At 53.8% G+C, this 14392-nt stretch carries 10 protein-coding genes and 1 other annotated feature; of the genes, 6 read left to right on the top strand and 4 right to left on the bottom strand.

What is annotated here, in order from left to right; all coding sequences use genetic code 11:
* The coding region (locus ACZ25G_RS05180; protein WP_463681775.1) for a hypothetical protein at nt 1-1430 on the bottom strand (1430 nt) is incomplete at its 3' end.
* A gap of 277 nt (nt 1431-1707) precedes the next feature.
* Between ACZ25G_RS05180 and ACZ25G_RS05175 the strand changes: the two genes are divergently transcribed.
* From ACZ25G_RS05175 to gatB, 4 genes are all read left to right on the top strand, one after another.
* Nucleotides 1708-3225 (top strand): MATE family efflux transporter, encoded by a 1518-nt coding sequence (locus ACZ25G_RS05175; protein WP_463681774.1) that lies wholly within the window; start codon nt 1708-1710, stop codon nt 3223-3225.
* Between the two features lie 67 nt (nt 3226-3292).
* Nucleotides 3293-3546, top strand: a binding site (T-box leader).
* Nucleotides 3547-3681: 135 nt separating this feature from the next.
* Nucleotides 3682-5775: an aspartate--tRNA ligase gene (gene aspS, locus ACZ25G_RS05170; RefSeq protein ID WP_463681773.1), complete on the top strand. Its 2094-nt coding sequence runs from the start codon at nt 3682-3684 to the stop codon at nt 5773-5775.
* Between the two features lie 12 nt (nt 5776-5787).
* A complete protein-coding gene (gene gatA / locus ACZ25G_RS05165; RefSeq protein WP_463681772.1) occupies nt 5788-7236 on the top strand; it encodes an Asp-tRNA(Asn)/Glu-tRNA(Gln) amidotransferase subunit GatA in 1449 nt (482 codons plus the stop codon).
* Complete coding sequence (gene gatB / locus ACZ25G_RS05160) at nt 7233-8654, top strand: Asp-tRNA(Asn)/Glu-tRNA(Gln) amidotransferase subunit GatB (RefSeq protein ID WP_463681771.1); 1422 nt, start codon at nt 7233-7235, stop codon at nt 8652-8654. Before gatA ends, gatB begins: the two co-directional genes overlap by 4 nt.
* A gap of 99 nt (nt 8655-8753) precedes the next feature.
* On the opposite strand, the gene tig is transcribed toward gatB, so the two are convergent.
* Nucleotides 8754-9797, bottom strand: coding sequence for a trigger factor (gene tig, locus ACZ25G_RS05155; protein ID WP_463681770.1), 1044 nt, complete (start codon nt 9795-9797; stop codon nt 8754-8756).
* 196 nt (nt 9798-9993) lie between these two features.
* A complete protein-coding gene (abc-f, locus tag ACZ25G_RS05150; protein ID WP_463681769.1) occupies nt 9994-11460 on the bottom strand; it encodes a ribosomal protection-like ABC-F family protein in 1467 nt (488 codons plus the stop codon).
* Here abc-f and ACZ25G_RS05145 point away from each other — a divergent pair.
* On the top strand, nt 11459-11668 hold the full coding sequence (locus ACZ25G_RS05145; protein ID WP_463681768.1) for a hypothetical protein: 210 nt from the start codon (nt 11459-11461) through the stop codon (nt 11666-11668). The two genes, abc-f and ACZ25G_RS05145, sit on opposite strands and share 2 nt — an antisense overlap.
* A gap of 204 nt (nt 11669-11872) precedes the next feature.
* Complete coding sequence (locus ACZ25G_RS05140; RefSeq protein ID WP_463681767.1) at nt 11873-12130, top strand: DUF6514 family protein; 258 nt, start codon at nt 11873-11875, stop codon at nt 12128-12130.
* A 101-nt stretch (nt 12131-12231) separates the two neighbouring features.
* On the opposite strand, the gene ACZ25G_RS05135 is transcribed toward ACZ25G_RS05140, so the two are convergent.
* A partial coding sequence (locus ACZ25G_RS05135) for an AMP-binding protein (protein WP_463681766.1) occupies nt 12232-14392 on the bottom strand: 2161 nt, incomplete at its 5' end.

Genomic DNA, 14392 nt, shown 5'->3' with positions numbered 1-14392 from the left:
AGAAGGTCCAGATTGGGCACATTGAAGACTCTGGCCTTGCCGTTTTCGTGGTAGTTATTGATCTGCAGGGCGCACCAGTCAGCGCCGGGATTGCCCCGGTTGGGGACGCCAAAGAGGAAGCCAGCCGCTTCGCAGCCTTCCTCCAGAACCATATCCGCCTCCATGGTGAAGTATTTGCCCTGGGTGGTGGACATGACAAAGTTGTTGACGCCGGTGTTCTCTACATAGACGGGCTCCGTCCCCTCTCCTCCCTGGAAGCTGCCGCCGCTCCAGCCGGTGAGGGCCTCCCCCGTCACCGAAGGACCGCCATAGGTAATATTGACGTTCTGGAAGGTGGTGTCGGAATTGAAGGTCATCAGGGACACGGTACCGCCGGTAAAGGTATCGTTGGGATAAGAGTCTACCAGGGTATCGTTGAGATAATAGCGAAAGACGCCGTCGGTGTACTCAATGCGAAGGGTATAGTCTTTGGCCGCTGTTTCTTCCGCAGTCAGGTTTCTGCCGATGCTCCAAAAATCGCCGCCGGGGTACCGGTTTTTAAAGAAACGGGTGGTATTGCCATACATCTTGTCAATATTGGCGCAGTACCAGGTTTCATTGGGATTGGCGGTGTTGGGGACAATGGCGATGCCGGCGCCGCCGCCCCCTTCGGGCACCTCAATGTGCAGTTTGCCTTCCAGCACAAAGTTTTTGCCGGTGGGGATGACCTCGTCGGAATAGGCGTAGGTGTTGCCCATGGCGGGGTTATTGGCACGGTAGCCGCTGTCGGTGACGGTCCAGTCACCGCCGGCCGCGTACCAGCCGGAAATGTTAGTGGAAAAACCGATCTGGGCCTCTTCTGTGTAGGTGATGTTTTCAAATACAGCGTCACCCCTCCAGGAGCAAAGCCCCAGATAACCGCCGGTATAGCCGTCATACTGGGCGGAGAGGGTGGGGGTATCGCTGTTGTTCAAAAAGACCCGCAGATTGCCGGAGGCATCCATGGAAACCTTGATATGGACTTTCTGCTGCTGCACAGACGGGTCAATGGCCACAGCGGTATCCAGTTTGTCCAGGTTGGGCACGTGGAAAGCGCGTACCCGGCTGGCCTCCACATGGAGGGCGCCCCAGGAAGAGCCGGGGTTTTCTTTGTCCTCCACAGCGAACATAAGTCCTGCCGCGTCGCCGGAGACCATGGTCATATCCGCCTCCATGGTGAAGGCGGTGACACGGGTATCAGAGACGACAAAGTTGTTGTCCCCGGTACTTGTCAGGGTTACCTTGCCGTTTTCCTCCTGAAAGTTGTTATGGGGGCTGGTCCATCCGCCTAATGGCAGGGACTCTGCCGCCAAGACAGGAATCTGGGTCAGCAGGGTGGATAGGATCATGGCCATAGCCAAAGCCAGCGAAAGCAGGCGGCTGGGCCATCGTTTGCGTGAACGTGTTTGCATGGGAATCATTCACTCCTTCTTCTCAATGTGATAAACTTCCCTTAAGCCTTTTACCAAAAGGGAAATATAAGTAATATCGTTATAATAAATGTGGCGATATTTATCAATAATTAAAGGTAATTTAGAATAAATTTTATGCGGAATTTACTGATTTTTTGATGCTTTATTCATAGATAGAAAAAATCAACATCAAGAATAAAAATGCAGAAAATGAAACTGCAAGATTCAAGCAATCTGTCTAAAGAGAGATTGTTTCTGTGAAAGCTTACAAAGTAAAATGCACAGAAAGATTGGAATTTTAGAGCTTTTTGAGAACTTTCAAAAGGGTATTGCGGCCGGAAATCTTTGTGATATAATGGGCGAGGATTTGCAGGAAATGCACTTTAGTAATTCACGGAAGAAGGCGGCCTTTATGATTGCCTATCAGGATTCAACCAAACAGGTATTTAAGATGTCGGTGCCCATCTTTGTGGAGCTGCTTTTGCAGCTTCTTGTGGGCAATGTGGACCAATTTATGGTCAGCCACTATTCACAAAACTCGGTGGCCGCCATCGGAAACGCCAACCAGGTGATGAATATTGTCATCATTGTCCTCAATGTGATGAGCGTTGCTACCACCATTTTGCTCTCCCAATATTTAGGTGCGGACAATCGCCGCAAAATCGGTGAGGTCTGCAATATATCGGTGCTGATTATCGCGGTGGCAAGCCTTGTTACCACAGCTGCCATCGTCATACTGCACCGCCAGATTTTTGTTTGGATGCAGATTCCGGAAGAGATCATTGGAGAAGCCAGCAGCTATCTGCTCATTGTGGGCAGCTGTATCCTCATCCAGGGCCTTTATATGACATTTGCGGCCATCTTGCGCTCCTTTGCCATGCTGGGACATGTGATGATGGTATCCCTCATCATGAACCTGCTCAATATTGTGGGCAACGCCATCCTCATCAACGGACTTTTGGGCGCCCCCCGTCTTGGCATTGTAGGGGCGGCCATTTCCACCGATATCAGCAAGTTCATTGGTCTGGTCATCGTCTTTTTCCTTTTCCTGAAAAAAACGGGAATTCGTATTTCTCCCGTTTATTTTCGTCCTTTTCCAAAGGATACAGCCAAAAAGCTGCTCTTTATTGGACTGCCCTCCTGCGGGGAGGAGCTTTCTTATAACCTGTCTCAGATTGTAATCCTGGGGTTGATCAACATTTTTGGTACGACGGTCATCGCCACCAAGGTTTATTGCAGTATGCTGGCCAATGTGGCCTATGTTTACACCACGGCCATTGCCCAGGCCACCCAAATCGCTTTGGGCTACCTCATCGGAGCAGGACAGCTGGATCGGGTGAGCTATCGGGTAAAACGAACCCTGGGGATATCTATTTTGGCATCCCTCTCCCTGATCCTGGTCATCTTCCTTGGAAGCGATTGGATCTTCTCCCTCTTTACCGATGACCCGGCAGTCCATGCCCTAGGCAGGGAAATCATTCTGGTAGAATTTCTCTTAGAGCTTGGCCGGGCGGTCAACATCGTCATGAGCCGGTGTCTGGTAGCCGCTGGAGATGTGAAGGTGCCGGTGGCGGTAGGCGTCATCTTTATGTGGAGTGTAGCTGTCGCCCTAGGCTATCTCTTCGGCATTGTTTTAGGATACGGTTTGGTGGGCATCTGGATTGCCATGGCCCTGGATGAATGTGTCAGAGCGGTGGTATTCCTGATCCGGTTCCGTACCGGGAAATGGAGGGAAAAGCTGATGGTCAATGCCCCCGCTGACCTGCCAAAACCAGCGGGAGAACCGGTCCTTTGATGCAAAAATTCTGTAAAAATTCTTGACATTCCGAATTTTCGGGATATAATAAAGAAAAATTACCACATCAAAAGCGATGATGGGAAGAGTATTTTGGAATGGTAGCCACAGAGAGCCGGGGAGGGTGGAAGCCCGGCGCGGATTTCCAGAAGAAGAACATCCCGGAGCTGCTGGCCGAAAGCAAAAGCGAGTAGATCCAGCCGCAGGCGGAGCGTTATAGCCGCTGGGCATAGGAGCAAGGACCTGTGCCGAAAGGGAACTGCAAAGGCGCAGTTCAAACTGGGTGGCACCACGGGAAGTCAAAGGCTTTTCGTCCCTTTTTCGGGGACGAAAAGCCTTTTTTATTTGAAGCAAGCTTATGGCTGTCCCATTGATTTTGCGATCACTGTGGAGGCTCAGCCAAAACAGAGACACACCGGCCCTGGGATGGGCCAATGGATAAAGGGGGTCAATCGGATGAAAAGAACAGGTTATTGCGGCGCATTCCGGGAGGAAAGCGTAGGCCAGACGGTGACAGCCATGGGATGGGTCCAGTCCAAGCGGGATATGGGCGGTGTCATCTTCATCGATCTCAGGGATAGGGAAGGCACCCTCCAGGTGGTTTTTAACGCCGCCAATCTTTCGCCGGAGGAATTTGCTCTGGCGGAGGGACTCAAAAATGAATCGGTCATCGCCGTCCAGGGGCCGCTGTGTATCAGGGATGAGGAAACCTACAACCCCCGCATCCCCACCGGCACCATTGAATTGCGGGCCCGGAAGTTGGAGCGTCTCTCCAGCGCAAGGCCCCTGCCCTTCCCCATAGAGGAAGGGGGCAGTGTCCGGGAAGAGGTGCGGCTCAGATACCGGTATCTGGACATCCGGCGGCCGAATATGCTTCGCAACCTGCGGTTTCGCCATAAGCTTCAGGGGATCACAGAGCGCTATCTGGACGATAGGGGCTTTATTGCGGTGGAAACCCCCATCCTCACCAAGTCCACGCCGGAGGGAGCCCGGGACTACCTGGTGCCCAGCCGGGTCCATCCGGGGGAATTTTACGCTCTGCCCCAGTCCCCCCAGATTTTTAAGCAGCTGTTGATGGTGGGCGGTGTGGACCGATACTACCAGGTGGCCCGGTGCTTCCGGGATGAGGACCTGCGGGCCGACCGGCAGCCGGAATTTACCCAGGTGGACATGGAGATGTCCTTTGTGGACCAGGAGGACATCCTGGAGCATCTGGAAAAGCTTTTTAAACATATTTTCCGCCAGATGATGGGGCGGGAAATCGAGGGGCCATTCCCGCGGATGACCTGGCAGGAAGCCATGGACCGCTATGGTTCCGACAAGCCGGACCTGCGGTTTGATCTGCCCATTGTGGATCTGACCGATATTGCCAGGTCCTGCGGATTTTCGGTGTTTCGAAAGGTGGCCGACGCTGGCGGCGTGGTGCGGGCGATTAATGTCAAGGGCTGCGCCGATTTTACCCGCACCCAGATTGAGGATCTCACCCGCAAGGCCCAGAGCTATGGCGCCGGCGGCATGGCTTGGATTGCCCGAAAGCCCGATGGTTCCCTCTATTCCATTCTGACAAAATACTTTACCAAAGAGGAGATGGATGCCATCCTGGCAAGGGTGGACGCTAAGCCCGGCGACTTTATCCTCTTTGGAGCCGGGACCCTTGCCAAGGTGCGGGATACCCTGGGACGGCTTCGATTAGATTTAGGGGAGATGCTGGGACTGCGGCGGAAGGATGACTTCCGGTTTCTCATGGTCACCGACTTCCCTCAGTTTGAGTATTCGGAGGAAGAAGGCCGGTTTGTGGCCACCCATCACCCCTTCACCATGCCCTATCCTGAGGATGTGCCCTATCTGCTGACCGATCCAGGCCGGGTTCGGGCCCAGGCATATGACGTGGTGCTAAACGGCGTGGAGCTGGGTTCCGGCAGCATCCGTATCCATGACGACCAGATTCAGCAGAAGATGTTTGAGGCATTAGGCTTTACCGACGAAGAAATCGAAAACCGGTTTGGATTTATGGTTCACGCCTTCCAGTATGGCACTCCGCCCCACGGCGGCTTCGCCTTTGGATTAGACCGGCTGGCCATGCTGCTGTTGGGGGAGGACTCCCTGCGGCAGGTCATCGCTTTCCCCAAGGTCAAGGACGCCTCCTGCCCCTTGACAGGGGCGCCGGGAATGGTGGACGATGAGCAGCTGGAGGCCCTTCACCTGGGCGTTGGGGAGGTCCAGCGACGCAGGGCGGACAAAGGCGCCGGAGGCTCCCGGAAGAAAACCGTGGACATTGATGTGGATAATGTGGCCGATTTATCCAAGCTCACCTTGAGCCCGGAGGAGAAAAAGACCATGAAGCAGGAGCTTTCGGCCATCATCGCCTTTGCCGATCAGCTTTCCGCCCTGGATACCGAGGGGGTGGAGCCCACCGCCCATGTGCTTCCTATGAAAAATGTGTTCCGGGAGGATGTGGTGGTTCCCAGCTTTGACCGGGATTCACTGCTGCAAAATACACCCACCGTGCAGGACGGCTATATTTATGTGCCCAAAGTGGTGGAAGAGTAAGGGGGGAGAAAGATGAAACTAACAGATATGACAGCATATGAGCTGTCCCAGGCGTTGGAGAAAATGGAAATTTCTTCGGTAGAGGCTACCCAGGCCTATCTGGAGGCCATTGAGGAAAAGGACGGGGAAACCGCCGCCTATCTCACCGTCACCGGGGAGATAGCGCTTGCCGCCGCCGAGAAGGTGGATGAGCGCCGGGCGGCAGGAGAAATCCTGCATCCCTTGGCCGGGGTTCCGGGGGCCATCAAAGACAACATCTGCACCAAAGGGGTGAAAACCACCTGTGCCTCCAAGATGCTGGGCAACTTCATCCCTCCCTATGATGCGGCGGTGATGGAGCGGCTTCAGGAGCGGCAGATGGTGATGCTGGGCAAGACCAACATGGATGAATTTGCCATGGGGTCCTCCACCGAAAACAGCTTTTACAAGGTGACCCGCAATCCCCGGGATCCCTCCCGGGTGCCAGGAGGCAGTTCAGGAGGCAGTGCCGCCGCGGTGGGAGCCAACGAGGCGGCCTATGCCCTGGGCTCTGACACCGGCGGCTCCATCCGCCAGCCCGCGGCCTTCTGCGGCGTAGTGGGGATGAAGCCTACCTATGGCTTGGTTTCCCGCTACGGCCTCATCGCCTTTGCCTCCTCCCTGGATCAGATCGGCCCGCTGACCCGGGACGTGCGAGATAATGCGATGGTCCTCACCGCCATCGCGGGGCACGATAAGCGGGACGCTACCAGCGTTGACCGGACCTACGGCGACTTTGCCGAAGGGATAGAGAGGGGCGTCAAGGGGATGAAGATTGCCCTTCCCCAGGAATATTTTGGGGAGGGGCTGTCTCCGGAAATCCGGGACGCCATCCTGGCAGTGGCCAAAGCGTACCGCAGCCTGGGCGCTGAGATCGAAGAGGTCTCCATGAAGAGCCTGGGCCATGCGCTGCCTGCCTACTATATCCTTTCCAGTGCGGAAGCCTCCTCCAACCTGGCCCGATTTGACGGGGTCAAGTACGGGTTCAGGGCGGAAAACTACGAAAGTATAGACGACCTATATAAAAACACCCGGAGCGAGGGCTTTGGCCCTGAGGTCAAACGGAGGATTATGCTGGGTTCCTTCGCGCTGAGCTCCGGATACTACGACGCTTACTATAAAAAGGCGCTGCAGGCCCGCACCCTCATTGTGGAGGATATGAACCGGGTATTCCGTTCCTGCGACATGATCCTTTCCCCCGTGGCGCCTACCACCGCCTATCGTATCGGGGAGAAGGTCAGCGATCCCCTTTCCATGTACCTGGGGGATGTCTATACCGTGCCGGTGAATATGGCCGGGGTACCCGCCCTGTCCCTGCCCTGCGGGGAGGATAAGGAAGGGCTGCCCATCGGCATGCAGCTGATCGGCCCCGCCTTTTCAGAGCGCAAGCTCTACCAGGCGGGCTACGCCTTGGAAATGTGGAGAAAGGGGGAGAAAAAATGAGTACAGTTTACGAGATGGTCATCGGCCTGGAGGTCCATGTGGAGCTGAAAACCAAGACCAAGATTTTCTGCGGCTGCTCCACCGCCTTTGGCGCCGCGCCCAACACCCAGTGCTGCCCGGTCTGTATGGGAATGCCGGGAACCCTGCCGGTGCTCAATGAACAGGTGGTGGAGTATGCGGTGAAAGCGGGCCTTGCCACCCACTGCACCATCGCCCGCTACTCCAAGGAGGATAGGAAAAACTACTTTTACCCCGACCTGCCCAAGGCCTATCAAATCTCCCAGTACGACCTGCCTTTGTGTGAGCACGGCTGGCTGGACATCCAGACCAAGGCGGGGGAAAAGCGGATTGGCATCACCCGCATCCATATTGAGGAGGACGCGGGAAAACTGATCCACACCGCTTCAGGCGGCACCCTCTGTGACTATAACCGGTGCGGCGTCCCCCTGATTGAGATTGTCTCCGAGCCGGATATTCGCTCGGCGGAGGAGGCGGTGGCCTATGTCCAGAAGCTGAGGGCCATTATGCTCTATACCGGGGTTTCCGACTGCAAGATGCAGGAGGGTTCCCTGCGCTGTGACGTGAACCTTTCGGTGAGGAAGCGGGGAGAGAAAGCCTTTGGCACCCGCACCGAGATGAAAAACCTCAACTCCTTCCAGTTTATCCAGAAGGCCATCACCTACGAATACAAGCGCCAGGTGGAGGCCCTGGAGGCAGGGGAAAAGATTGTTCAGGAAACCCGCCGTTTCGACGAAAAAACCGGCAAGACCTTCTCCATGCGGCGGAAGGAGAACGCCAACGACTACCGGTATTTCCCCGATCCGGATCTTGTGCCCATTGTCCTGTCTGACACCACCATTGCCCGGCTGGAAGGGGAAATCCCCGTCCTCCCCGACGAGAGGAAGGCCGCCTATCTGGAACGTTTTGGCCTGACTGCCGCCGACGCGGAGGCGCTGGTATCCCAGCGGGAGATCGCCGACTACTTTGAAGCGGCGGCTGCTCACTCCAAAGGAGTAAAAAACCTAGCCCATCTGATTACCTCCGAGGTGTTCCGTCTGCTGCCGGTGGGCGAAACTAGAATTCCCATTGCCCCTGCCCACCTGGGGCGGATTGCGGATCTGCTGGAGGAAGGGAGAATCAACTCCGGCACCGGAAAACGCCTCATCCAGGCACTGTGGGAGGAGGATCAGGATCCAGAGGCGCTGGCAGAGCGGGAAGGACTGTGGCAGCAAAGCGACGAGGGCGTGCTGCGGCCCTTGGTAGAGCAGGCGCTGATAGAAAACGAGAAGTCCGTTTCTGACTACAAAAATGGAAAGCGCCAGGCCATCCAGCCCCTTATAGGACAGGTGCTGAAAAAGACGGCGGGGAAGGGAAACCCTGTGGTCATCCGGCGGCTTTTGGAAGAACTGCTGCAATAGAAAAATGGGCCCGGGAGTGAGGCTTTCTCCCGAACCCATTTTGATAACAAATCTAGCACATAAAAAATCCCCGGTTTTCCGGGGACTTTTTTATTGGATTTAAGCGGTTACTTCCACCGCGTTGTCAGCGACAAATTCCAGGACTTTATCCGCCAGCATGTTGGCCCGGACCTCTTCTTCACCGCCGTAGTACTCCACAAACTCCTCCTCGGTTTCAAAGCCGAAGTCAGAGGTATACTGCGTGCAGAGCTCTGCGTACTCCTCGTCGCTGATGGAGATGCCCTCCGCCTCAGCGATGGCCTGATAGATCAACTCCAAGCCCACGTTTTGCTCCGCCACGGTCTGGGCCTCTTCGTTGAACTCTTCCTCTGTCATGCCATAGTTTTGCTGCATAAACTCATCCAAGGTCATGCTGTAGGCGGCGGCGTACTCGTTATAATAGTCGGTCATCTCCGCCACATAGTCATCCACAGCCCCTTCTGGATACTGGAGGATTTCGCAGTTTTCCAGCAGCATATCCTGAAGGTCCGATATAGTCTGGGAGTCAATGCTCTGCTGTTTTTGTTCCAGTAAGGAATTTTTCAACGCGGTAGTGTAGTCTTCCACCGTCTGATACTCATCGCCTAAGGTCTGAACAAACTCATCGGTCAATTCCGGCGTGACAGTTTCCTGGATGCTGTTGACGGTGACATTGAAAACCACTGGGACCCCTGCCAAATCGGGGTTGTTGTCATAAGGATCGGGGAAGGTGAGGTTCAGGCTGACCTGGTCGCCGATTTCAGCTCCGATGAGCCCCTCTTCAAAGCCATCGATAAAACGGCCGGAGCCGATGGTCAGGTCATAGCCCTCGGCGGAACCGCCGTCAAAAGCCTCGCCGTCGACGAGACCCTCATAGTCAATGTTGACCACATCGCCGTCTGCCACCGGCCGGCCGGTGACCTCTTCGGTGGTGGACTTATCGCTCAAAAGACGCTCGATTTGGGCATTGACTTCCTCATCGGTGACGACGGGCGTTTCCACCTGTACTTCCAGGCCTTTGTATTCGCCTAATTTTACATATTCGTTTCCGCTGTCATTGCTTGCACATCCGCCCAGCATAACTGCGACGCAGAGAGCGGCGGCACAAAGAATTCTTTTTTTCACTGTGATAACCCTTTCTTCTTCAGATCATTTTTGCGGTATCTCTATTTATAGCACAGATCAAGGGGAAAATAAAGATTTCTGACAAAAATTCATGGAATCAACACATTCCTCGGATATCCAGTATAGAATTCCACCGCCATTTTTAGATAATATGAATAACTTCCTTTTGGAATCTGAAGGATAGCTTCCAGCCGCATCACAGAGGAATAATTTTGGTCGCTACCTTGGACTGAAAGGCGGCGTCATGCTCCACAAACACCATGGTGGGCCGGCAGTTGAGGATCAGTTCCTCAATCTGGATGCGAGAGAGAATATCGATGTAGTTGAGGGGCTCGTCCCAGAGATAGAGATGGGCCTCCTGGCATAGACTTTGGGCGAGAAGCACCTTTTTCTTTTGTCCGGCGCTGAGCTGCTCCATCCCCTTGGAGAACTGTTCCCGAGAAAAGTCCATCTTCCGCAGAATGGCCTTAAAAAGACTTTCGTCCAGCCCTTGGCTTTCGATATATTCCCGGAGATCCCCCTGGAGATAGGAGGTATCCTGGGGGATACAGGAGATCACCAGCCCCTGGGCTACAACTACATGACCGGTGTGGGGGATATCCTGCCCCAGCAGAAGCTTTAAGACACTGGATTTTCCCGCCCCATTCTTTCCCACCAGGGCAATGCGGTCTCCCCGCTCTACTGTAAAGCTCAGATGTTCGGTTACAGGACGGCCGTCATAGGAGATGGATAGATCCTGGATCTGGGCCAGCACCTTTTTGTGAAAGTCCAGATTTTTCAGGGAAAGGGATTCAGATGTGTCCAGGTTTTTTAACAGAGAAGACTTTTGCTCCAGAGCCTCCTGCTGCCGCCGGGCAATGACCTTGGCCCGTTTCATCATCTTGGCTGATTTATGGCCGATATAGCCCTTGTCAAAAGCGTCTTCCCCGTATTTGCTGGCCTCCACCCGGTCTGACCAACCGGAGGTCCGCCGGGCCGCGGCAGAAAGCCGGCGGATATCCTTTTGCAGCCGCTCATTTTCCTGCATCTCAAATTGATCCTGACGGTGCTTGTTCTCCTGCCAGCTGGAAAAATTCCCCCGCTGCACCTCAATGTTGCAGCGGTTAATCGAGAGGATGTGATCGATACAGCCGTCGAGGAAGGCACGGTCATGGGAAACTAGGATAAAGCTCCGCTTGCCCTTGAGATACTCCGCAACCACCTGCCGGGCATGTTGATCCAAATGGTTGGTAGGCTCATCGATGAGGAGGAAGTTGTTCTCCCGCAGGAAAAGGGCTGCCAGCAGGACTTTGGTCCGTTCCCCCTGGCTCAGGGTGGAAAAAGGGCGGTAGAGGACCTCGCTGTCCACCTCCAGCAGGGAAAGCTCCCGGAATAGCCGCCAAGACTCGGCGCCGTCAAGGATTTCCTCCGCTATGTCCAAGGTCATCCGCTCCGGCTGTGAAACTTCGAAGGGGAAATAGTCAAAGCGGACGCTGTGGGAAATGGTTCCCTTGTATTCATACTGCCCCATGAGCAGCTTTAAAAAAGTGGTTTTTCCCCGCCCATTGCGGCCGGTGAGCCCAAGCTTCCAGTCGGTGTCGATCTGAAAGGATACATCCTCAAAGATATTGTCAAAGCTACCCTCATAGCAGAAGGTGAGATGGGATACGCTGATCAAAGACATGAAAACCGCCTCCAAAAATAAAATAAGCCGCAAGAAAGCAAACTTCTTGCAGCTTACACAGCCATATCCCCTCCGCGCCGATAAAAACGCAGATGAACTTCTTAATCAGATGGGGAGAAGCAGATTACTTTCTTGCATTGGGGCAAAAGAAATCAGACAGCTTGCGGCTGCCAGCATTTGCCTTTTCTTTGTTAGCAAGAAAAAATAATCACACGCTTACCCCTTTCAATTTTTGTGTTATTATACAAAATTTTTTTGTGAATGTCAATCCTCATGAAAAGCGAAAGAAAAAATAGGAAAATTATGAAATTTTTTCAAATTATTCTTTTGCCAAAGATTGACAATTATTAACAGATATAGTAAAATACAGATAAAGATAAGAAAGAAATTTCAATAAAAAGGAAGTTGAGCTATGAGTAGTTACGAGGTAGTTGAAGAGCAGCGGGAAGAAGAGGGGCAAAGCCCCTACACGATGCTGAGCGTGGTAGCCAAACAAGAGGGAGAGACCTATATTTTTCATGATGTCAATCTTTCCCGCCACAAGCTGGAAGCGCTGATTGCAATATGCAATCGCGACCAGGTATCCCCCATCCATTTTGATGAGGTTTTGCTGGATTATATCAAGATGGATATGGAAAATCTCAAACCAGAAATTATTATAACAAAGTAACCTCCAATTCTCTGTCGAAAAATTGCAGACAATTTTATTCATAGAAAAAAGGAGCCCCCCATTTTTGATTGGAGGGTTCCTTTTATTTCTAAATAAAAAGTTTATGCGGTTTCAATGGCGTTAGCGGCCTGCAGGCCCAGTTTCTCCACAGCATTTTCCCGCATTTTATATTTGAGGATCTTACCGGCGGCATTCATGGGGAAGCTATCCACAAAGTCCACGTAGGCGGGGGTCTTGTGCTTGGCCATGTGGGAAGAGACATACTCTTTGAGTTCGTCCTCGGTCATGGTTTCCCCCTTTTTCAGGATGACGCAGGCCATAATCGCCTCGCCATAGTCCTTATCCGGGACGCCGATGACCTGGACGTCGCTGACCTTGGGATGGGTGTAGATGAAGTCCTCGATCTCTTTGGGATAGATGTTTTCACCGCCGCGGATAATCATATCCTTAATGCGGCCGGTGATCTTATAGTATCCATTTTCATCCCGGCGGGCCAGGTCGCCGGTGTGGAGCCAGCCATCCGCGTCGATGGCGGCGGCAGTTGCCTCCGGCATCTTATAATAGCCCTTCATGATATTATAGCCCCGGGCCACAAATTCGCCGTCCACATTGTCGGGCAGGTCCTCCCCAGTTTCCGGATCCACAATCTTGCATTCTACGCCGTACATAGCGCCGCCGACAGTGTTGACCCGGGCCTCAATGGAATCGGTGGTCTTACTCATGGTACAGCCGGGAGAAGCCTCGGTCTGTCCATAGGTGATGCAGATTTCCTTCATGTTCATCTTTTCGATGACATCCTCCATCACCTTGATGGGGCAGGGGCTGCCGGCCATAATACCGGTGCGCATATAGCTGAAATCAGTCTTATCAAAATCCTTATGTCCCAACATGGCAATAAACATGGTGGGAACTCCGTGGAAAGCGGTAATCTTTTCCTGGTTGATGCAGGCCAGTCCCTTGCTGGGGGAGAAGGCAGGGATGGGGGACATGGTGGTGCCATGGGTCATGGCGGCCGTCATGGCCAGTACCATGCCGAAGCAGTGGAACATGGGTACCTGGATCATCAGCCGGTCTGCCGTGGAAAGATCCATGCAGTCGCCAATGGCCTTGCCGTTGTTGACCACGTTATAGTGGGTCAGCATAACGCCTTTGGGGAAACCGGTAGTACCGGAGGTGTACTGCATGTTGCAGACGTCATCCTTGTGGATGGCCGCAGCACGGCGATACACCGCCTCCATGGGAACATGATCGGCCAGTTCCAAGGCCTCTTCCCAGGTATAGCAGCCCGGCTGTTTGGAATCCACCGTGATGACATTGCGCAGGAAGGGCAGCTTTCTGCTGTGAAGGGGACGGCCCTTGGGCAGAGTAGCCAGCTCCGGACACAGTTCCTTGATGATCCCCACATAGTCGGAGTCCTTGTAGCCGTCGATCATAACCAGGGTATGGGTATCCGACTGGCGGAGAAGGTACTCCGCCTCGTGGATCTTATAGGCGGTGTTGACGGTGACCAGCACAGCGCCGATTTTGGTGGTGGCCCAGAAGGTGATGAACCATTGGGGCACATTGGTGGCCCAGATGGCCACATGGTCGCCGGTTTTAACGCCCATGGCGATGAGGGCCCGGGCAAATTGATCTACGTCATCCCTGAACTGGGAATAGGTCCGGGTGTAGTCCAGGGTGGTATAGCGGAAAGCATACTGATCCGGGAACTCGTCCACCATCCGGTCTAAGACCTGGGGGAAGGTCAGGTCAATCAGGTGTTCCTTCGGCCAGACATATTTTCCGGTTTTGGCGTGGTTGTCATAAAGCCGCCGGGATTCGGCGGGAGAACTCATATAGTGGCTCATGAAATTGGCAAAGTGGGGGAAGACAATGCCGGCGTCGCTGAGATCCGGGGCATAGCGCTTGAGCCACTCCAGGGAAATATAGCCTTCATAGTTGATGGAACGCAGGGCCAGCATGATGTCGTCAATGGGAAGGTCGCCTTCTCCCATCATCTTGTAGCAGACCTTGCCGTCCACCATGACAGAATCTTTAATGTGGGTATATTTAATGTATGCGCCTAGGTTCTGCACCGTCTTTCCTGGAGCCTCTCCAGCAAAACGGTAGGGATGATGGATATCCCACAAGGCGCCGATGTTGTCGCTGTCAATTTGATCCAGCAGATCCCGCAGCCGGGCGGTATCGGTGTAGACGCCGTTGGTTTCCACCAGCAGGGTGACATTCTTTTCTTCCGCATAGGGGATCAGGCGGCGCAGGGCG

This window comes from Zongyangia sp. (assembly GCF_965361945.1).
Note: the sequence above shows the minus strand (reverse complement) of the source record. Positions and strands in the feature narration are given on the sequence as shown.